This window comes from Psychrobacter sp. DWR1-2-3 (genome assembly GCF_049896465.1).
In the GTDB taxonomy this organism is placed as follows: domain Bacteria; phylum Pseudomonadota; class Gammaproteobacteria; order Pseudomonadales; family Moraxellaceae; genus Psychrobacter; species Psychrobacter maritimus.
Map to the genome: position 1 here is coordinate 286,201 of NZ_JAFCUJ010000002.1, position 20,317 is coordinate 306,517.

The window sequence follows — 20,317 nt, forward strand, 5'->3', positions numbered from 1 at the left end:
TCAATTTTGTTTGAAACATAAAAGCGGCGACGAAAATGATTTGCGTGTGATCGCTTGTATTGCCAATCGCAAGGTAAACAATTCAGAGTCACATCATATAAGCTTGCGTCTATAAACATAAATTCCTTTAAGACATATGTATATCCAAAGTCAGCATAAATTTTCATAACGAAAGTTAGGTAGCCTATGCTTATCAAATTTAAGCGCTCATTCTCCTGACCAACTATCTCTCAATTTCATTATTAAGGTTTTAAAAATGACATCTACTAATCCCAATCTCTCCTCATCAAAACTTGTGCCGCCACATGGCAGCAGCGAGCTTAAACCGTTACTATTAAAGGGTGATGCCCGCAACCAAGCATTGAAACTTGCCAGCAGCTTGCCGACGATTACCCTGAGCTCACGTGAGCGTGGCGATTTGATTATGCTCGGTATTGGTGGATTTACGCCGCTAAATGGTTTTATGAATCAGGCAGATTGGCAGGGCGTCGTTGATGATATGCGCCTGCAAAGTGGCGACAATGCTGGCTTGTTTTGGCCAATTCCCATCACGTTATCAGCGCCTAAAGCGACTGCCGACAGCCTAAATCAAGGTGATAAAGTCGCATTGGTTGCGAAAGATGGCGAGATTATGGGCATCTTAACGGTAGAAGAGACTTATACCATCGATAAAGCCCATGAGTGTCAGCAAGTCTTTACCACCACAGATTCTGAGCATCCGGGCGTACAACAAGTACTCAACCAAGGTGAAGTAAACATTGCAGGTAGTGTTGAGGTGTTGAGCGAAGGCGAGTTCCCAACTTTATACCCAGAGATTTATAAAACCCCTGCGGAGACCCGCGCTATTTTGGATGCCAAAGGTTGGAAAACGGTCGCCGCTTTCCAAACGCGTAATCCAATGCACCGATCACATGAATATCTAGCCAAGATTGCTATCGAGATTTGCGATGGGGTATTGATTCATTCATTGCTCGGGGCACTCAAACCGGGCGATATCCCAGCTGAAGTGCGCCAAGAGGCGATTAAAACCTTGATTGATAATTATTTTAGACAAGACACCGTCATTCAAGCCGGTTATCCGCTCGATATGCGTTATGCAGGACCACGCGAGGCGCTACTACACGCGGTATTCCGTCAAAACTACGGCTGTAGCCATCTGATTGTTGGTCGTGACCATGCCGGTGTCGGTGATTATTATGGTGCCTTTGATGCGCAGACTATCTTTGAATATGTCGGTAAAGATGATTTGATTACTCAGCCATTAAAGATTGGCTGGACGTTTTGGTGTAATGCTTGTAACGCTATGGCTTCTGATAAAACCTGCCCGCATGAAGCATCTGAGCACGTCAAAGTATCAGGCACGAAGCTACGTAAAGCATTGTCAGAAGATCTTGATGTGCCAGAGAACTTTAGCCGTCCAGAAGTTTTACAGATTTTGCGTGACTACTACGCCGGTATCGCAAAAGAGGAACGTGCTGAGGTGAAATTGGTCGGTGCCTCTGCAGTATAAGAACCTTAATATTTAAAAAAGATAATGCGCAATAAAAAAGGTGTCAGAGTAACTATCTGCCACCTTTTTTCTTATTTCATTTTATTATCTAAAATAGGCAATTAAAGCTATTAATTGAGCGCTAAATCACCCTCAAGCTTTTGATATTCGCCAACGAATGAGGCTCCACCCGAACAAAAATAATTCAGCGCGTACTTATCTTGGCTATCAATGGTCAAAGTATCATCTTTAAACTGGAAAAAGGCGGTACTGTCATTAATCTTAGCTTGGAAAATAACACCGTGCGCCTCGTCTTGACCCATTAATGTCGCTTTACCATCGAAGTGACAAGTTGGCTTTTTCACATCGCTACGCGCTCGTACTTTAATATCAATTTGCTCGCCATTGTCTGCGCCGTCAGCTCTTATCATCACACCTACCCAATCATAGCCTTGTGCACGCTTGGCATAACCGTCAGAGGCGTAATCACCAACGACCGTCTGCACCGCTGGCGTGACAGCAGCGTTTGGTTGCTGAATCGTTTGGTTATTAACGCTTGGCGTTACGTTATTACAGCCACTTAAGGCCAATAAAGTCATAGAGGACGTTAAAATACCAACAAAAAAGCGTGACTGACAGGCATAACGAGGTGGAGACTTGATCATTGCATTACCTTTAATAAAGGGGTTAGTAAACAGAAAATAAGTGAAAGCGGATCGGCTAAGTTTTATCAGTGCAGCGCCTGATATACAACAAGCTAAGGGATAATATCGACTCTATAGAGGCTCGTCTAGAGCCTAAGCAATACCGTAACTTACTCAAAAGTGTCTGCTTATCACAAAACTACAAAAATACCGAGAAAAAACAAACACTTTAGAATAACTAATAAAATTACTTATGCCAAGTTAATAACTCGATAAGCGTATTTGTCACTAAGCAATTGTCTCACAGGCTGTTAGCATATTGCTCATTATCCATAGAACCGAATTTCGAAACGCAAGGTTTTTATCCCTATTATTAGAGAGCAAATATGCAGCCAAATAAAAAGAGCGGTCAAAAGATACCTCCTAAGCACATTAATGCGCGTGCTACTTTCGCCATTCAACCTAAAAGCATCGGCACAGTGCTCACCAATCGCTTTAGCTTTACTATCAACTTTGCCAGCAGTTTTGGCCTTGGTAGTGTGCTCGCAGCGGCGGTACTGATCACAGGCTGCAACCCTACCGAAGCCAACCAAAATGACGCCGCCAATAAGGCAAAAAATATTGATTTATTAAATGTATCTTATGATGTGTCACGCGACTTTTATAAAGACTACAACCCGTTGTTTAATGCAAATTATCAGCAAAAACACCCAAGTATCAAGGTTAATATCAACCAATCGCACGGCGGCTCGAGCAAACAAGCGCTGGCGGTTGCCAATGGCTTGCAGGCAGACGTCGTTACTCTAAACCAAGAAAGCGATATGAATTTGCTGGTTGAAAAAGGCTTGGTGGCTAGCGATTGGCAGCAGGCATTGCCAAACAATGCCGTGCCTTATAGCAGTACTATGGTACTGCTAGTTCGTGCGGGCAACCCAAAAGGCATCAAAGACTGGTCAGACTTAGCCCGTAACGATATTGCCGTAGTATTGCCAAATCCAAAGACCAGTGGCACGGCGCGTTATGCCTTTTTGGGCGCTTATGGCTACGGCTTACATCATTTTAAAGAAAAGGTGCAAAGCCCCGCCAAAACCGATGCTTTTATCAAAAAACTACTGGCAAACGTCGTCACCTATGACAATGGCGCGCGCGCTGCCACCACGACCTTTACCCAGCGCGGTCTTGGTGATGTTTTAATCACCACTGAAAACGAAGCGCATCTGGCTGCTAAGCAGTTTGCCAAAGGTCAGGTCGATATCGTTTATCCAAGTTACTCTATTGTGATTGCCAACCCTGTTGCTGTGGTGAAAACCGTAACCGATAAAAAAGGCACCACCGCCGCGGCAACTGCTTATCTAAAAACACTGTGGGATAAACCGGCGCAAGAGCTGATGGCAAAGATGTATTTGCGTCCGAGCAACAAAGAGGTGCTCGCAGCCCATACAGGCACTTTAAAGGATATTCAAACCTTTGAGCCGGTTGCCGTGTTTGGGGATTGGGACAGTATCATGGAGACTTTCTTTGTCGATGGTGGGCGTTTTGATCAGCTAGCGCGGGTAAAGTAACGGACAGCGCCTAAGCCATTCATTAGCTGCTTTAACCCTTTTAACGCTTTTAACGCTTTTAACGCTTTTAACGCTTTATAAAGCCGTTTATAAGTGGTTAAAGCGCTAAATGACCATAAATAATAATGAATAAATATCTTGGCACCAAAGTGTCAATTTATAAAATATTTAAGGTTATCTATTGCTTATCGTATTTAAATTATTGATAACCTTATCTTTATAAATACTATATTCCGTTTTGGCAATAACATACGCATATTCATCATTAAACATAATAAGCTGGCGCTGTTAGCATACTTGCATTCACTAACCAATCCCTTTTGAGGCAGCCATGACATCATATACCACAGGTTATAAATATAAAAACAAAACGCTTAGCGTACTAAGTATCGCCGGTGTGGCGCTTACGTTGGGTATCGCAGGCTGTAGTAATAGCGATAAAGCTGAACCAGCAACCAACGCAGAAGGCACGCCAGCCACTACCGAAGGTCAAGATATTGAGCTATTAAACGTCTCTTACGATGTGGCGCGCGACTTTTATAAAGATTACAACCCATTATTCGTTGAGCACTATAAAGCGGAAAATCCAAACAGCAATATCTTAATCAAGCAATCACACGGCGGCTCAAGTAAGCAAGCATTATCGGTTGCTAACGGTTTGCAAGCCGATGTGGCGACCATGAACCAAGGCTCTGATATCGAGCTACTTGAGAAAAAAGGCTTGGTTGAGGCTGATTGGGAAAGTAAATTCCCAGATAATGCCGTACCTTTTACCAGTACCATCGTATTTTTAGTACGTAAAGACAATCCAAAAGGTATTAACGATTGGCAAGACTTGACCAAAGAAGGCGTTGAGATTGTTATGGCCAACCCAAAAGTCACGGGTAATGGTCGCTATGCGTTCTTAGGCGCTTATGGTTATGGTTTACATGCCTTTAATAAAGATGAAACGCAAGCCAAAAACTACGTCAAAGACATGCTGAAAAATGTCAAAGTATACGAGAATGGTGGACGTGCAGCGACGACGACTTTCGTTCAGCGCGGTATCGGTGATGTCTTGGTAACTTTTGAAAACGAAGCCAATTTAGCAGCGACCGATTTTGGTTTGGGTAAAGTGGATATCGTTTATCCTAAATACTCTATCAAGTCTGAAAGCCCAGTCGCTGTCGTGAAAACCGTGACCGATAAAAAAGGTACCACCGATGCGGCAAAAGCCTATCTTGATTACTTATGGAGCGAGCCTGCTCAGCAATTGGCAGCCAATTTATATCTGCGCCCAAGTGTGAAGAGTGTGCTTGATAAGAACAGTGATAAATTGCCACCTATCGATACTTTCCGTCCAAATGATGCCTTTGGCACATGGGATGAAATCATGAGCACTTACTTTAGCGATGGCGGCGTGTTCGATCAGTTAGCCATTAATGCACCAAAGTAAGCCGCTAGTACGCTGACTGCGTAGCCCATTTATAAAGTTTTTATGAGCTTTTCATTAGATAACGTTTAAGCAGTCAGCTTTAGAGTAACGTCCGAGCACATAAAGGACATGGCTACCCACGCTGTGTCCTTTATCGCTTAAGCAGACCAATAATAAATACATCTGATATCACGTGGTGCTTACGAGCAACAAATAAGCGCCATCAGTTAGGCAATAGGACATCACTATGAGTGCAACAACTTCTCCTGCCAGCAAACCTGTCAATAAAAAAGGTTGGCTGACCCGCTTGCGCCAGCGCAATGTGCTACCAGGGTTTGGACTAAGCATGGGCATCACTGTCTTTAGCTTATCATTACTGGTGGTGCTGCCGTTTGCCATGATGGCCTATACCACGACACAAATGGGCTGGACGGGTTTTTGGGAGACCATTACTCAGCCGCAAGTGACCGCTGCTATCAAACTCAGCTTATGGATGTCGTTTTTAGCGATGCTCACCAACATGGTGTTTGGTACGCTGGTTGCTTGGGTGCTGGTGCGCTACGAGTTTTGGGGTAAATCGCTGATTAATGCGTTGGTTGATTTACCATTTGCACTACCGACAGCTGTTACGGGTATCTCGCTTGCCACCCTTTATGCGCCTAATGGCTTAATCGGACAGTGGTTTGCTAAGTTTGATATTCAAGTGGCTTTTACGCCATTAGGTATTTGGCTCGCTTTAGTGGTGGTCAGCTTTCCCTTTATCGTCCGTGCTGTGCAGCCGGTGCTTGCCGAATTATCGGTTGAATTTGAAGAAGCAGCGGCGGTACTGGGCGCCAATCGCTTTACGACCTTTCGTAAGGTGATTTTACCAGAGCTATTGCCGGCTTTACTGATGGGCGCTGGCATGATGTTTGCCCGTGCCACTGGTGAGTATGGCTCGGTGATTTTTATCGCCGGTAATATTCCGATGCAGTCTGAGATTTTGCCACTAATCATTATCAGTAAGCTTGAGCAATTTGATGTGCAAGGAGCATCAGCCGTCGCACTCTTTATGCTACTGATCTCATTTGTGATTTTATTGACCATTAATATCGTACAGTGGAAGCTGTCGCGCCGCGTAGGAGCCCGCTAATGCAAATCTCTAATAGCTACGACTACCAAAGCAACCCAGCGACCAAAGACACGCCATGGATACGCCGTACCTTTATCACCATCGCGGTGTTATTTATGGTCATCATGTTGGTCGTGCCACTGTTCGCGGTCTTTTATGAAGCCTTTAAAAATGGTTGGCAGTTGTATATTGCCTCATTGGTCGACCCTGAAGCCTTACAAGCGATTAAGTTAACCTTGATTACCGCGGCGATTGTATTGCCGATTAATATGGTGATGGGTATTGCAATTGCGTGGCTGGTGACCCGTTATCAATTTAAAGGTAAGCAGCTGGTGACGACATTGCTTGATTTACCGTTTTCGGTGTCGCCGGTGGTTGCAGGTTTGATGTTTGTGCTGTTGTTCGGGCTGAATTCTACGATTGGTGGCTGGCTTGAAAGCATGGGCTTTCAGGTGATTTATGCCGTACCAGGGATTATCTTAGCGACGTTATTTGTCACCTTTCCGTTTGTCGCCCGTGAGCTAATTCCTCTGATGCAAACGCAAGGTGATAGTGAAGAGCAAGCAGCATTGACACTAGGTGCTACAGGTTGGCAGACGTTTTGGCATGTGACGCTACCAAATATCAAATGGGCGCTGCTGTATGGGTTGATTTTGACCAATGCACGGGCAATGGGCGAGTTTGGCGCAGTCAGCGTAGTCTCCGGTCATATTCGCGGTGAAACCAATACCATGCCGCTATTGGTTGAGATTGCTTATAACGATTATAACTTTACCGCGGCTTTTGCCTTATCGAGCTTACTTGCTGCCTTGGCGCTGGTAACGCTGCTAATACAACAAGTGATGACCAAGCTGCAAGAGCGCAAATTTGCCAAGTCTGAGCGCTTAGCAACTGTGCCTGAGTTGCCAGTTAGTGCCAATGCTAGCAATGCATCAAACCCTAAAGATGCAACCCTGGCAGAAAGCAGCGGTCGTCTATAAGCGCTATGCTATAAAGTAGTCGTTAACAAGCCATCTGTCACATGAAGACGTTAAGCCAAAAATATAATAAGAGAACCCATTATGAGCATCGAGATTCGCAACGTTAATAAAAAATTCGGTAATTTTACCGCCTTAGATGATATCAATATTACTGTACCGACGGGTAAGTTGACCACTTTACTTGGTCCTTCAGGCTGCGGTAAAACCACCTTGCTGCGTATCATTGCTGGTCTAGAATATGCAGACTCAGGGCAGATATTATTTGATGAGTTAGATGTCACCAATACACCGGTACAAAAGCGCCATATTGGCTTTATGTTTCAGCACTATGCGTTGTTTCGCCACAAAAACATCGCCGATAATGTCGGTTTTGGCTTAACCTTATTACCAAAAAACGAGCGCCCAAGTAAAGCGGATATCAATAAACGCGTTGCTGAATTGCTAGACTTAGTACAGCTGCCGCAAGTTGCCAATGCTTATCCACATCAGTTATCAGGCGGTCAGCGTCAACGTATTGCGCTGGCACGAGCGCTTGCTGTTAAGCCAAAATTACTGCTGTTAGATGAGCCGTTTGGGGCGCTAGATGCCAAGGTACGTAAAGAGCTGCGTACTTGGCTAAAGAATATCCACCACGAGCTCGGTATTACCAGCATCATGGTGACGCATGACCAAGAAGAGGCGCGGGCGGTGTCTGATGAAATTGTGGTGATGAACCATGGTCGCGTTGAGCAAGTAGGGACGTCAGAGGAGCTGATTCACCAGCCAGCCAACGCCTTTGTGAGTGATTTTTTAGACTTAGTCTAATCTAGATCTAAAGGCGTATTTTAAGACAAAATTTGAAAACAAAAAAAAGACCTATCATTGATAGGTCTTTTTTTATGCGCTGAAGTATTAATTATAGTGGCTTCACTCTAAAACAGATACAGTGTGACGGGGATTAATTTTTCGTAGCCTCTGTGATAGCAGCAAGCAAGGAAAATTTATACCAGTCGCACACAACTATTAACATCGATTTTATTTTGAACTAACTATATCAATACCTCTTGCTCTTAGCATCAAGTTAAGCAGGCTTCGGCATATTGATGTCTTTGGTCGATATCTGCTTATAAGTGATTTCCAAAATCTCTTGGCACCATTCTGGCAGATTATCAGACACCTCATACCACATCCATGTCCCATCACGAACACAGCTCAAAATACCCAGCTTTTTCAAATGATTCAAGTGACGCGAGATGGTCGGCTGTGGTTGGTCAAGTATTTCTACCAATTCACCCACACAGCGCGATTCTTTGTTAAATAAGATTTGGAAGATTTTTAAGCGCGTTGGGTCAGACAATACTTTAAATAACTCAAGCGGTTGTATCGTAGAATTATTATTAGACATAGAGCAATTCCAATATGAATCTAGTTAATAGGGGGTCAATATAACAGCAGTCATCTGTAAAATCGATTAAAAAATGAGCAAATTTACAGTTCGTCGCCATTTTACTACCTTTGGTACGTTATAGTTACACCCAAGGTTATATGCAGTTACATGGATTAAGTAAGGGTAAGATAACCCTGTAGTAATAACGATGTGACTGAACAATACCTCAAATACTATTGTAAATGGTAATAATTATCGTTATTATAACGAATAACAAGATTGACATTTATGTAGGAGCCAGCACATGTACGTATGTATCTGTAACGACGTCAAAGAAAAACAAATTAAAGCCGCTATTGCCTCAGGCATTGATACGTTAGACGGTTTAAAAGATACCCTTGATGTAGCGACTTGCTGTGGCTGCTGCGAACCTATGGTCAATGACTACCTTGATGAACATCACGCCAAACTTGATGCGTTGGCTTATGCCGTTTAAGCACTCCTTGTCGACTTTGCTATTGATGACCTGCTATCAATAAAAAGCGTAGCAGGGCAGTACTCAATGACGTCTACTATCGGCACTTATTTATCTTAAATTCTCTAATATCACTTGTTAACTTTATTAAATAAGTGCATGAAAAACCTCGTTAAAACTCTCAAACACTAAGGCTCGTTATACGAATTAATTACGATTCTCAATTAGCATCTTATTCTTAGTTCATATCGTTACAAGCGCCATTATTCCCGTATGCTACTATATCTGACTTACTTTGTAAGACATTTCGTTGGTTCTAATCTTTACTGATTAGTTTACTAATAGTACTTTCTATATATGTATTATTGTGAATGTAGACGCAGATAAATAAAAATACAGGAGTATAGGTGATGATAGGCAGCCCAAAGGTCATTGATTATTTAAATTTTTTATTAGGTGGTGAGCTTGCAGCTCGTGACCAATATTTCATTCACTCTGAGATGTATGCAGAATGGCATTACGGCAAACTGTATGACCGTATCAGCCATGAGATGCACGATGAAACACTGCACGCCCGAGCGATTATCCGCCGTATTTTGATGTTGAGCGGTACGCCTAAGATGAGCGTCAATGAGATTAATATTGGGACGACGGTTCCTGAGATGTTGCAGCTTGATCTCGATTTAGAGTATCAGGTACAACAGCACCTTAAAGATGGCATTGCGCTTTGTGAAGCAGAGCATGATTATATCACCCGTGAGATGCTGGTTGAACAGCTCAAAGACACCGAAGAAGATCATGCTCATTGGCTCGAGCAGCAGTTGCGCCTGATTGATATGATTGGTCTACCTAATTACTTGCAAAGCCAGATGGCGGAAGTGTCTCCTGATATTGTTTAGTATTTTATTCACTAAGCACCTTTAACACTTGTTAGAACTATCCGTAATAAAATAATAATGAATATAGGGAGAGAAAGATGAAAGGGGATAAAGAGATCACACGTGCGCTGAATAAAGTGCTCGGTCAGTCATTGATAGCCATCAATCAGTACTTTTTGCACGCACGTATCGCACGCCATTGGGGCTTAGAGTCGTTAAATGACTCACTATATAAGCAGTCGATTGCTGAGATGAAATGGTCAGATGAGCTGATTGCACGTATTTTGCTAGTAGGCGGTCTGCCAAATTTGCAAGAATTGGGTAAAGTCTTGGTTGGGGAAGATGTACCAGAGATTATCGATTGCAACCTGCGTTTAGAGAAGCAGAAATTCGATATTATCACCGATGCAATCACCTTATGTGAGAGCAAGCGTGACTATGTCTCGCGCCAGCTACTCGTCAGCTTAAAAGACGGCAACGAAGAGTATCAAGACTGGTTAGAGACGCAACAGGACTTGATTAAAGATATTGGCGTTGAAAACTATATCCAATCGCAAATGGATGACGATAAAGCGCCTTAAAATTATAAAAAGTGCTGATACCTGCCAGCGCATACTAAAAAGTCAATTTAAGACCTCTGTTAGTATACGCTGGCATTTTTATGTCTAACGTTTCTGTATTCAAAGTAGATAAATACCATTCGTTTTTTGATGGTTTCAATAAAAATGCTTAATACAAGCCGCGCCCATCTTGAGGTTTAAGGCGTAAGAAGTATAATCCCGAGAGAATGGTGATGATACCGAGTATCCAATAGGTAGTTTGAAATGCCACCAAGGTATCAAGCTCGAAGCGCTCACGTAGCAGATTTAATAACGCCGCACCAAAGGCAATGCCAAAACTAATCGCCAATTGCTGATTGACGGCCATTAAGCTATTACCGCTACTGGTCTGCGTGCCTTCTAAATCACCGATGGTAATGGTATTCATCGCACTAAACTGCATTGAGTTACAAGCACCCATCACAGTCAAGATAGGAATAAACCAAATCCAATTTGCGGCATCGTTAAACTGCGCCAAGACAATGATAAGCACACCGATTAAAAAGGTATTAGCCACCAACACCTTACGGTAGGTAAAGCGCTGAATGATTTTACTGACCCAAGGTTTGATACCGATTGCACCAACTGCAATGGGCGCAAGCAGCCAACCGGCTTGCGATGGCGAGTATTCGAACACCACTTGTAGCAATAGTGGCAATAAGAAAGGTACAGCGCTGATACCTAAGCGCGTGAATAAGTTACCAGTAATACCAATACGAAAGGTACGAATATTAAACAAGCTTAGGGGAAATAGTGGTGCTGCGCGGCGTTTAGCATGCCACACATAAGCGCCTATCAATAGACTTGCGCCTAATCCAAGTAGCAGACCGTAAAGCCCTCGACCTGTCTGTGAGCCAAATTCTACCGCAAGGGTAAAACCACAAGCGGCTGCGGCAAACAAAGCAAAACCTGTCCAATCTAAACGTTTGGTATCCTCAAATAATGCCGGTACCAGTTTTCTACCCATGATAAAACCAAAAACGCCCATCGGGATATTGATTAAAAATATCCAATGCCAACTGGTATATTGCACAATATAACCACCTAATACCGGCCCGACTAACGGCGCAATTAACGCCGGTATCACCGCAAAGTTCATCACGGTTAAGAGCTTGTTGCGTGGATAGGACTTGACCAGTATCAGACGTGCCACAGGGGTCATCATCGCGCCGCCAATACCTTGTACAATGCGCGAACCAATCAAGAAATCTAATGTCGGCGAGGCAGCGCACAATAGCGAGCCAATACAAAATATAATAATGGCGTATAAAAACACCCGCCGTGTGCCATATTTATCGGCTAAGAATCCACTGATAGGAATAAAAATCGCAAGGGTTAGCGCGTAGCTGATGACCGCCCATTGCATTTTTAACGGTGATTCCCCAAGCGCTTGCGCCATCTGTGGCAAGGAGGTATTTAAGATGGTGGCATCTAAAATTTGCATAAATAACGCCACCGCTAGCACATAGGGTAGGTATTTATCTTGGGTTGGGGTTAGGGTTACCATATTGACATCACCATATCTTACGACCATTGTTGCTAAGCGCAGTTTTTAAAAGAGGGGTTTAAGAGTGCATTAAAAGTGCCGATTAGAGCGTCTTTTTACTATTTTCAATTATGTTTATAAAAAGCTATGTCTCTAGAAAACTATGTTTCTGAAAAACCAAGTCTCTAAAAAGCCGCTAAGGTGTGGGTAGTATAAAAACAACTACCTTTGAGTTAAAGAGTAGCAAAGTAACGGTATACGCCCAGTTATTAGAAATTTACCCTTAAACGCTTTGGCATTCCTTTTAATGACTCTTAAAAATTAGGTTACAAGACAGGGCTTTAATCAAAGCATCAATCCTCGCTATAGTAGATAGCGGTAAAGAGCAATCAAACAACACATAATAAAGCAATAAAAAAAGTAGGTAATCTTATGAGTAATGATAATAATCAAGCAAGTAATGATAAAAACAACAACATTCAAAACAACAATGCTAGCGGCTATACTCCGCCTAAAGTTTGGGAAAATGACAGCGAAAATGGCGGTAAGTTCGCCAGTATCAATCGGCCAACGGCTGGCGCGCGCCATGAGCAAAAACTACCCGTCGGCGAGGCGCCTTTACAGCTATATTCATTGAATACACCCAATGGCGTGAAAGTAAATATCCTGTTAGAAGAGCTTGCTGAGCTGAATATTAAGGGTGCTGAGTACGACGCCTATCAAATTGACATCTCTGAAGGTGACCAGTTTGGCTCAGGATTTGTCGCTATCAATCCGAACTCAAAAATTCCTGCGCTGGTAGATTATTCTGCTACTGTAGATAACTCAGAGGCGGGCGAGCCTATTGCACTTTTTGAGTCGGGCGCTATCTTATTATATTTAGCGGAAAAGTTTGGCAAGTTTATCCCGATGCAGCAGGGTAAAGCACGGGCAGACTGTCTGTCTTGGCTGATGTGGCAGATGGGTAGCGCGCCGTTCTTAGGTGGCGGCTTCGGGCATTTTTATGCCTATGCGCCTGAACCGCTAGAGTATCCTATCAATCGCTATACGATGGAGACCAAACGCCAGCTTGATGTCTTGGATACGCATCTTAAAGACCACGAGTATATGTGTGGCAACGCTGAGTCTGACTATAATATTGCCGATATGATTATTTGGGCATGGTATGGTCAACTGGTACTTGGTAAGCTTTATGATGCCGCCGAGTTCTTACAAGTAGAGGAGTATAAGCATCTAAAGCGTTGGGCACAAAAAATTGCCGAGCGTCCAGCGGTTAGACGCGCGGTAGATTTAGTGCTTAAGCCTATTGTTTAAGCCCATTACTGAGTCTGATTACTGAATCTCATTACTTAAGCATGTATTTTAAGCTGTCTATCTCAACGATTATTGACGCCAGCACGCTCATTTAGACGCCAGTCAAAATCGTCAATCGTCATTTACGCTATTGCCGAGTAGATGGCAGAGCATCATATGATTCAATAAAAAACAATCCAATAAAAAAGGTTAATAGGCAATTTGCTTATTAACCTTTTGCTTGCTATATTCCGTATAATATATTCTTTATTACAAATATACTTATCTATATATTGAATCAGCACTATGCTTCCGTCTTTACATAATGGTACATTAGTATAACAGATAGAAACATTGGTACGTTAAAATAGCAGCCACCGCCTTAATGGGCAGGTGTTGATATTTATTCTATTAATGAGTAATGATTATGAAGGATAATAATAAGACGACGCGTGCATCATCACCCTTAACGCGTGAGATAACAGTTAATTTTGGTCATGCTAACTATGGTAGTGGTAGTAAAAATAGTAGCAGCAATAGCAATGCCAATCAGCAGCGCCATAAAAAATCCAACCTCTTAACAGATAGCACTCATCGCACAATAAATCCTATAAAAACAAAAAAGATACCCTTATTGATGACAAAGAAAATTTTATTACCCTTATTTGCAGCCATTAGCACGGCTTTATTTAGTTCAGCGGCGCAGGCTGGCGCGGCTGTTGATTTTAGCAACCAAGATTGGCAAGTGGCTTGTGATAATACCCGCACTTGCAGGCTGGCAGGTTACCAAGCAGAGAACAATAGCGATTTACCGGTGTCGTTATTATTGGTGCGCCGCGCAGGTGCCAATGCCACCGTCGATGGCAAGGTCAAACTTGGCGGCGCAAAAGAAAGCTCAGCAAAGGCCTTGATGCAGCTTGGCAACCGCCATCGCATATCCTTGTTTATTAATGATAGAGATTACGGAGAAACCAAGCCATACTCGGTGGCGGCAGGTCATGCAGAGCTGACCTCAGCGCAAGTCAACGCGCTACTTGATGCCTTGACTAAATCAAGTAAGATTGAGCTGGTGATTCGCAATACGCGCTGGCAGCTATCGGATAAAGGTGCCAGTGCCGTCATGCTCAAAGCCGATGAAGCACAGGGCCGAGTAGGGACACCAAGTGCCTTTATCAGTACCGATAGCGCAAGCAAATCTAATAGTAGTGTCTTGGCGCCTAAAGCAGCACCCGCGCTACGCTTGGTCACGCCAAACCCTAAAGCCATCTCTAGCAGTAAGAGAAAGTTTGTGATGCGCTCATCGCAGTTAGCCGAGCTGATGAAAACCACCATGAAGGATGCAGATACAGATTGCCCAAACTTAGCAGATAAGTCACCTTGGCGGGTCAGCCGTCTAAATAGCAAGCAGCTGCTCGTACAGCATGATTGCTGGATGGGTGCTTATAACACTGGCATGGGCGCTTGGGTGCTCAATGATACTAAGCCTTATCAGCCAACCTTGGTGACGACCAGTGCAACCGATTACAGCAATGGCAAATTAACCTCGGTGCAAAAAGGCCGCGGGATTGGCGACTGCTTATCTAAAACCGACTGGGTATGGACGGGCAAAGCTTTTGAGAAGAGCCATGAAAGCACCACAGGCATGTGTCGCTTGATAGAGGTAGGCGGTGCTTGGCAATTACCAACCTATGTGACGGAAGTAAAAGTGTCACGTATATAATTAAATTTAATGAAAACAGCAACTTGCTTAAAGGCTTGGTTTAACATCAGTTTTTAAGCATATATTTGCAGCTATAGCCCTTATTTTGCTAATAAACAGAAAAAAATCTACTACTTGCATTTTTGTTATGCTATACTGCGTCGCCACGTTAGCTTAGACTATCGTGAATTATGAGATTGATAACATCGCCTGCGATTTTGGGTCTAGGATGACCATAAGTAATTGTTGCCGATGATTTTGTGTACTTAAATAACCCTTCATATACATATTGAAAAACACGTTATTTTTGACTCATATCTTATCTACGAACCCATATATGGGCTAGATTGGTTGTTACCAGCCTTTATCTGCTTTGGACAAAGCATGGATAATGCGCTTTTAATGAACAAGGATGAGACACTCGGCACTACCACCAAAATACGTCAGACAGCACGAACGCCTTTATAATATTGACAAGCTTTATAAGCTTGGCTTTTGATTGTTAAGCCTTTTTTAGGGTGAGATAATTATTTTATAAATGCAGCGTGGTGAACGGTTATCAGTGGTATGCATCAAGCTTGCTGAATTTACAGCAGCTTATACTTACCAAGGATTACTATGACTGACATCTTATCTGCTATCGCCGCTGAAAACGGCATCATCGAAAGCACTGATACCCCAAACACAACTGCAAATACCGATACTAATAATCAAGCGGCTACTACTGACGCTGCTGAAGAAAACAAAATCACTTTTGCTGAACTTAATATTGCCAAGCCAATTTTGACCGCGCTTGATCGCAGTGGTTATACCCATCCAACACCTATTCAAGAACAAGCCATTCCTTTTGCTCTAGCGGGTCGCGACTTATTATTGTCAGCGCAAACCGGTAGTGGTAAAACAGCGGCATTTGTTATCCCAGTACTTGACCGTTTAAGCCGTGCCACTAGCTTTGACAAACTAACCAAAGCCCTTATCCTAACGCCAACGCGTGAACTTGCTCAGCAAGTACATGACAGTGTGCGTACATATTCTAAAGATATGCGCGGTTTGTTCTGTGTGCCATTAGTAGGCGGCGCACCTTACAATGGTCAGATTACTGCTTTGAAAAAAGGCGTGCAAGTAATTGTTGCGACTCCTGGTCGTTTACTTGACCATATCAATGCGGGCCGCGTTGACTTATCAAGCCTAGAAGTTTTGGTACTTGATGAAGCTGACCGTATGCTTGACATGGGTTTTGCCGATGATATCAACGATATCTTGAAAGCCGCTCCTGATAACCGTCAAACCATCATGTGTTCAGCAACTTGGGATGGTCCTGTTGGCAAGATTGCTGCCAGCTTCACCAAAAACCCTGAGCGCGTTTCAATCAAAGTTGAATCAGCACACATCGAAGAAAAAGTGTATTACTGTGACGATTTTGATCATAAAAACCGTTTGCTTGACAAAATTGTTTGCGATAAAGAGATGGAACAAGTCATCATCTTTGCTGCGACCAAACGTAGTACTGAAAAATTAGCCAAATCTCTACAAGAGCAAGGCCATAAAGCCAGCTTCTTACATGGTGACTTGCCACAAAGCAAGCGTAACCGTATCGTTCAAGACTTGCGTAATGGTAAATGTAAAATCTTAGTAGCGACTGACGTTGCTGCTCGTGGTCTTGACGTGCCAGCACTATCGCACGTCATTAACTATGACTTGCCACGTCAAACAGAAGACTACGTGCATCGTATCGGTCGTTGTGGCCGTGCCGGTCGTACGGGTATTGCCATCAGCCTATGTAGCATGGATGATCGTCCACAGCTAAACGCTATCAATCGTTATTTAGATCGCAAAATGGAAGTATCGGTCATCGAAGGTATGGAGCCTAAGAAGACTTATGTACCTAGCGAAAACAAAGGTAATGGTCGTGGCCGTGGTCGCGGACGCTCAAGTGGCGGCGGTAACGGTCAAGGCCGTGGTCGCGCGGGTGGTGGCTATCAAGGCAATCCTGCTAATGCTCGTGGTCGTTCAAGCGACAGCGCATCGACTGGTCAACGCGCTAGCAATGACAGCGGTTATCAAGGTAAGCCACGTGATTCATCTGGCAAACCAAATGAGCGTTCAGGTGGCAAGCCGTATCAAGGCAAGCGCACTGGTGCTCCTAGCCGTGGTGATAGCACTGGCGTTCCACGTGGCGAGCGTGCTGCAACGGGTCGTGGTCGTCCAAGTGGCAGCCAAGGTCGCCCAGCTGGTCGTGCTGACAGCCGTGGTCAAGGTCGCTCAAGCGGTGGCAACCGTAGTAACAACTCGTAATACTGCTATCAATAATGGTTAACGACAGTGTCTATTAAGATTCTTAACCTAACCTTATAACCTAGCACCAAAAAAGCCAGATACTTGTTATCTGGCTTTTTTGTGCGTCATGGTTTTATAGTAAGGCGGCTCTATGTCAATGATAAAACATCGATAAAAAATCAACAATGCGAGATCGTTGCTTGCGCGTCTTTTTCGCCTTGTCTATACTGACAGGCTTTTATTCATCGTCTGCTGCGGAGCCATCTGATGCCCGACATCTCTTATTTAGCAATTGACAATCTGCCATTAGCATTTGGCATTATCATGGCCATTATCGGTCTGGTATTTTATACCCAAGGGCTGCCAGGTAAATTTTGGCGACGTTTTTATGCGGTATTGCCGGGTATTGTGCTGTGCTGCTTTATCCCAGCCACGCTCAACAGTCTGGGTGTCTTCGCTGATGGCATCGGCTCACAGATTTATGGCTTTACTGCCACTTATTTGTTGCCAGCCAGTTTGCTGCTCATGACCTTATCGATGGATGTCCCTAAAATTTTAGGCTTAGGCTGGAAAGCGATTGCCATGTTCTTCGCCGCTAGCATTGCCATCGTCATTAGCGGTCCGATTAGCTTAGGTATTGCTAAATGGATATCACCTGAGATGTTTACCGACGATACCCTGTGGCGCGGATTTTCAGCGGTCGCGGGCAGTTGGATTGGCGGCGCGGCCAACCAAGCGGCAATGAAAGAGCTGTTTGGCGTCAGCGATGATTTATTTGGTATGATGATTTTGGTTGATACTACCAATGCCTCACTATGGTTATTGGCTATTTTGGTCATGGCCAAGCATAGCGCTAAGATAGATAAGTTTTTACGGGCTGATAGCAGTAGTATTGATAAAGTGATTGCCGCAGTTGAAAGCTATGAGCGTGACAATGCGCGCCCAGCCACTTTAAATGATTTGATGGTGATGTTTGGTTTGTGTTTCGCCATGGTTGGAGTGGCGCATTTCGTAGGCGGGCAAATAGCAGGCTTCTTTGCCCCTTACAGTTGGGCGGTACAATATAGCTTTGCCAGCTCATTCTTTTGGATGGTGGTGATTATCACCTTAATAGGGGTGATTTTCTCCTTTACCAAAATTCGCCGCCTTGACCATGTTGGCGCCTCAAAAATCGGGACGGTATTTATCTTTGTCTTGATTGCCGCTATCGGTATGCAAATCAATCTTGCCGGTATTGTCTCGCAGTGGCGCTTGCTACTCATTGGTTTATTATGGATGAGTATCCACGTCGTGATTATTTTTGCGGTTGCTAGGATGATTCGTGCGCCGTTTTTCTTTTTAGCGGTCGGCTCCAACGCCAATACTGGCGGCGCGTCATCGGCACCGATTGTCGCCACAGCATTTCATCCGTCACTGGCACCCGTTGGGGTGTTTTTGGGTATTTTAGGCTATGCCGTGGGTACCTTTGGTGGTTATATCAGTACGCAGATGATGCGGTTGGTGGTGGGGTAATGGAGTTTTATCAGTATTGACAGCTTTTATCCAAATAATCACCCAACCAACTCAAAAACTCATCGCTTGTTGTTGATACATTGAGTCGCAGATGGGTTGAGGCGCGGGCATCTGGGTAAAATAATTGCCCCGGTGCGACCAGCCAACCTGCTTTATAGGCATCTAATGCCAGTTGGCTGGTATCCTGCCCCGTGTCTACCCAAACAAAGATACCTGCTTGTGTATGCTCAGGGTAGATAAGTCCTATCCTTGGTAATGCTTGGCGCATTCTTTCATGAGCGCTATATAAATGCTGCTGCACTTTTTTAATCTGCCGGCGATACTCACCATGCGTCCATAAATGATGACAAACCCGTTCACCAAATTCTGGTGTGTTTGAATTGCTTAAGGTTTTAATACGCAATACATCATCGATATAGTTATCAGGACAGACCAACATGCCAACGCGCCAGCCTGACGCCATTGACTTTGAAAACCCAGTCGCATAAAACACCCGTTCAAACTGATCAAGGCTGGCATAACGCAGCACTTGACCACCCGGTACAAATGCGGCGTATAAATCGTCCTCAAAAATATAAGCATCGTACTCATGAATAAGATTGAGTACTTGGTGCGCGCGAGCAGGATGCAGGTTACAAGAGGTCGGATTATGCAGCACACTGTTGGTCAAATAGAGCTTGGGACGATGCGTCGCAAACAGCTTTTGCATCTGCTCGATATTAGGCCCTTGATGGTCACGTTCTACAGAGACGACGTTTAATCCTTGTTGTTGCAAACAGCTTGATAGCCAATACCAGCCCGGCCCATCAACGACCACCGTATCCCCAGCTTGAGTAAGCAGCAGCGCCACCATGGTCACGGCTTGCGACACTCCTGCCGTAGTAATTATGTGCTCGGTATGGGTTTGCATGCCCAGCGTATGCAGGTGTTGAACCAGCTGCTGACGTAGCGGCAAATAGCCATGAACATTACCATAATCATAGATAAAGCTATCGGCTTGCTGGGTTACCTGCCGTATGGCCCATTCCATCTTATCATTACGTACCCAGTCTCTCGGTAATGTTCCCACCCCCGGCGAGCGATGATGCGGGATATCACTAAAGACTTGCTGCACCAGCCAGCGCGTATCTATTACTGGGTGCTTAACGACTGCTCTTTTATCATCATTCGGCTGAACTACTTTTGCTTGCGTATTGACATAATAGCCCGAGCTGGGCTTAGCAATTAGCACGCTGGTAGCCACCAATTGCTCATAAGCTTGTACCACCGTAAAGCTTGATATATTTAATAGCTTCGCTAACTTTCGCACCGAGGGCACACGCTGATTGGGCAGGTAAATCTGCCAGTCAATACGCTGCTGTAACCATTCAGCGACGGCGGCAGTCTTGGTTAAATTTGGATTGAGCGTATAGGTTTCGACCATAATGAATGTGCTTATCTCTTCAATGTCATGATTAATTGTAACGTTAAGAGTAACTATACACTTTGTTCACCATTCGTAAAACTGTATCGGGTCTGTTATGGGCATTTAA

Annotated in this window: 17 protein-coding genes; 13 read left to right on the forward strand and 4 right to left on the reverse strand. The window is 44.0% G+C overall.

All coding sequences use genetic code 11. The features are described from left to right. Positions 1 to 256: 256 nt before the first annotated feature. Positions 257 to 1,510, forward strand: a complete 1,254-nt coding sequence (gene sat / locus ACP7AA_RS04415) for a sulfate adenylyltransferase (protein WP_426222775.1) — start codon at positions 257 to 259, stop codon at positions 1,508 to 1,510. A 110-nt stretch (positions 1,511 to 1,620) separates the two neighbouring features. On the opposite strand, the gene ACP7AA_RS04420 is transcribed toward sat, so the two are convergent. Next, positions 1,621 to 2,154, reverse strand: a complete 534-nt coding sequence (locus ACP7AA_RS04420; RefSeq protein WP_426222776.1) for a hypothetical protein — start codon at positions 2,152 to 2,154, stop codon at positions 1,621 to 1,623. A 365-nt stretch (positions 2,155 to 2,519) separates the two neighbouring features. On the opposite strand from ACP7AA_RS04420, the gene ACP7AA_RS04425 reads away from it, so the two are divergent. The 5 genes from ACP7AA_RS04425 (at position 2,520) to ACP7AA_RS04445 (ending at position 8,004) form a co-directional block, all read left to right on the forward strand. Further along, positions 2,520 to 3,695, forward strand: a complete 1,176-nt coding sequence (locus ACP7AA_RS04425; protein WP_281491522.1) for a sulfate ABC transporter substrate-binding protein — start codon at positions 2,520 to 2,522, stop codon at positions 3,693 to 3,695. Positions 3,696 to 4,026: 331 nt separating this feature from the next. Then, the gene (locus ACP7AA_RS04430; protein WP_281491521.1) at positions 4,027 to 5,130 is read left to right on the forward strand and encodes a sulfate ABC transporter substrate-binding protein; all 1,104 of its coding nucleotides are present in this window, start codon (positions 4,027 to 4,029) and stop codon (positions 5,128 to 5,130) included. A 226-nt stretch (positions 5,131 to 5,356) separates the two neighbouring features. Beyond that, on the forward strand, positions 5,357 to 6,241 hold the full coding sequence (gene cysT / locus ACP7AA_RS04435) for a sulfate ABC transporter permease subunit CysT (RefSeq protein ID WP_183618248.1): 885 nt from the start codon (positions 5,357 to 5,359) through the stop codon (positions 6,239 to 6,241). Further along, entirely contained in the window at positions 6,241 to 7,200 is a 960-nt protein-coding gene (gene cysW, locus ACP7AA_RS04440) for a sulfate ABC transporter permease subunit CysW (protein ID WP_201625429.1), read from the forward strand. The genes cysT and cysW overlap by 1 nt, the downstream gene beginning before the upstream one ends. Before the next feature lie 81 nt (positions 7,201 to 7,281). After that, positions 7,282 to 8,004, forward strand: a complete 723-nt coding sequence (locus ACP7AA_RS04445; RefSeq protein WP_183618246.1) for a sulfate/molybdate ABC transporter ATP-binding protein — start codon at positions 7,282 to 7,284, stop codon at positions 8,002 to 8,004. Positions 8,005 to 8,260: 256 nt separating this feature from the next. On the opposite strand, the gene ACP7AA_RS04450 is transcribed toward ACP7AA_RS04445, so the two are convergent. Further along, on the reverse strand, positions 8,261 to 8,584 hold the full coding sequence (locus tag ACP7AA_RS04450; protein WP_201565897.1) for an ArsR/SmtB family transcription factor: 324 nt from the start codon (positions 8,582 to 8,584) through the stop codon (positions 8,261 to 8,263). A 286-nt stretch (positions 8,585 to 8,870) separates the two neighbouring features. Here ACP7AA_RS04450 and ACP7AA_RS04455 point away from each other — a divergent pair, with 286 nt between their 5' ends. The 3 genes from ACP7AA_RS04455 to bfr (ACP7AA_RS04465) all read left to right on the forward strand — a co-directional run bounded on the left by ACP7AA_RS04455 (position 8,871) and on the right by bfr (ACP7AA_RS04465) (position 10,500). Continuing rightward, complete coding sequence (locus ACP7AA_RS04455; RefSeq protein WP_149489495.1) at positions 8,871 to 9,062, forward strand: (2Fe-2S)-binding protein; 192 nt, start codon at positions 8,871 to 8,873, stop codon at positions 9,060 to 9,062. Positions 9,063 to 9,451: 389 nt separating this feature from the next. Further along, the gene (gene bfr / locus ACP7AA_RS04460; RefSeq protein WP_426222777.1) at positions 9,452 to 9,940 is read left to right on the forward strand and encodes a bacterioferritin; all 489 of its coding nucleotides are present in this window, start codon (positions 9,452 to 9,454) and stop codon (positions 9,938 to 9,940) included. Positions 9,941 to 10,017: 77 nt separating this feature from the next. Then, positions 10,018 to 10,500 carry a bacterioferritin gene (gene bfr / locus ACP7AA_RS04465; protein ID WP_281491519.1) on the forward strand — a complete coding sequence of 161 codons (483 nt, stop codon included), beginning with the start codon at positions 10,018 to 10,020 and terminating at the stop codon, positions 10,498 to 10,500. A 148-nt stretch (positions 10,501 to 10,648) separates the two neighbouring features. Here the strand turns inward: bfr (ACP7AA_RS04465) and ACP7AA_RS04470 are convergent, their stop codons facing one another. Beyond that, complete coding sequence (locus ACP7AA_RS04470; RefSeq protein ID WP_426222778.1) at positions 10,649 to 12,025, reverse strand: DHA2 family efflux MFS transporter permease subunit; 1,377 nt, start codon at positions 12,023 to 12,025, stop codon at positions 10,649 to 10,651. 411 nt (positions 12,026 to 12,436) lie between these two features. On the opposite strand from ACP7AA_RS04470, the gene yghU reads away from it, so the two are divergent. From yghU to ACP7AA_RS04490, 4 genes are all read left to right on the forward strand, one after another. Continuing rightward, positions 12,437 to 13,318: a glutathione-dependent disulfide-bond oxidoreductase gene (gene yghU, locus ACP7AA_RS04475; RefSeq protein ID WP_426222779.1), complete on the forward strand. Its 882-nt coding sequence runs from the start codon at positions 12,437 to 12,439 to the stop codon at positions 13,316 to 13,318. 406 nt (positions 13,319 to 13,724) lie between these two features. Continuing rightward, a complete protein-coding gene (locus ACP7AA_RS04480; protein ID WP_426222780.1) occupies positions 13,725 to 15,017 on the forward strand; it encodes a DUF1176 domain-containing protein in 1,293 nt (430 codons plus the stop codon). Positions 15,018 to 15,614: 597 nt separating this feature from the next. Further along, entirely contained in the window at positions 15,615 to 17,291 is a 1,677-nt protein-coding gene (locus ACP7AA_RS04485) for a DEAD/DEAH box helicase (RefSeq protein ID WP_201618438.1), read from the forward strand. 249 nt (positions 17,292 to 17,540) lie between these two features. Continuing rightward, complete coding sequence (locus tag ACP7AA_RS04490) at positions 17,541 to 18,785, forward strand: DUF819 domain-containing protein (RefSeq protein ID WP_298906787.1); 1,245 nt, start codon at positions 17,541 to 17,543, stop codon at positions 18,783 to 18,785. 10 nt (positions 18,786 to 18,795) lie between these two features. Here ACP7AA_RS04490 and ACP7AA_RS04495 read toward each other — a convergent pair whose 3' ends face one another. After that, positions 18,796 to 20,208: a PLP-dependent aminotransferase family protein gene (locus ACP7AA_RS04495; RefSeq protein WP_298906784.1), complete on the reverse strand. Its 1,413-nt coding sequence runs from the start codon at positions 20,206 to 20,208 to the stop codon at positions 18,796 to 18,798. Positions 20,209 to 20,317 lie beyond the last annotated feature (109 nt).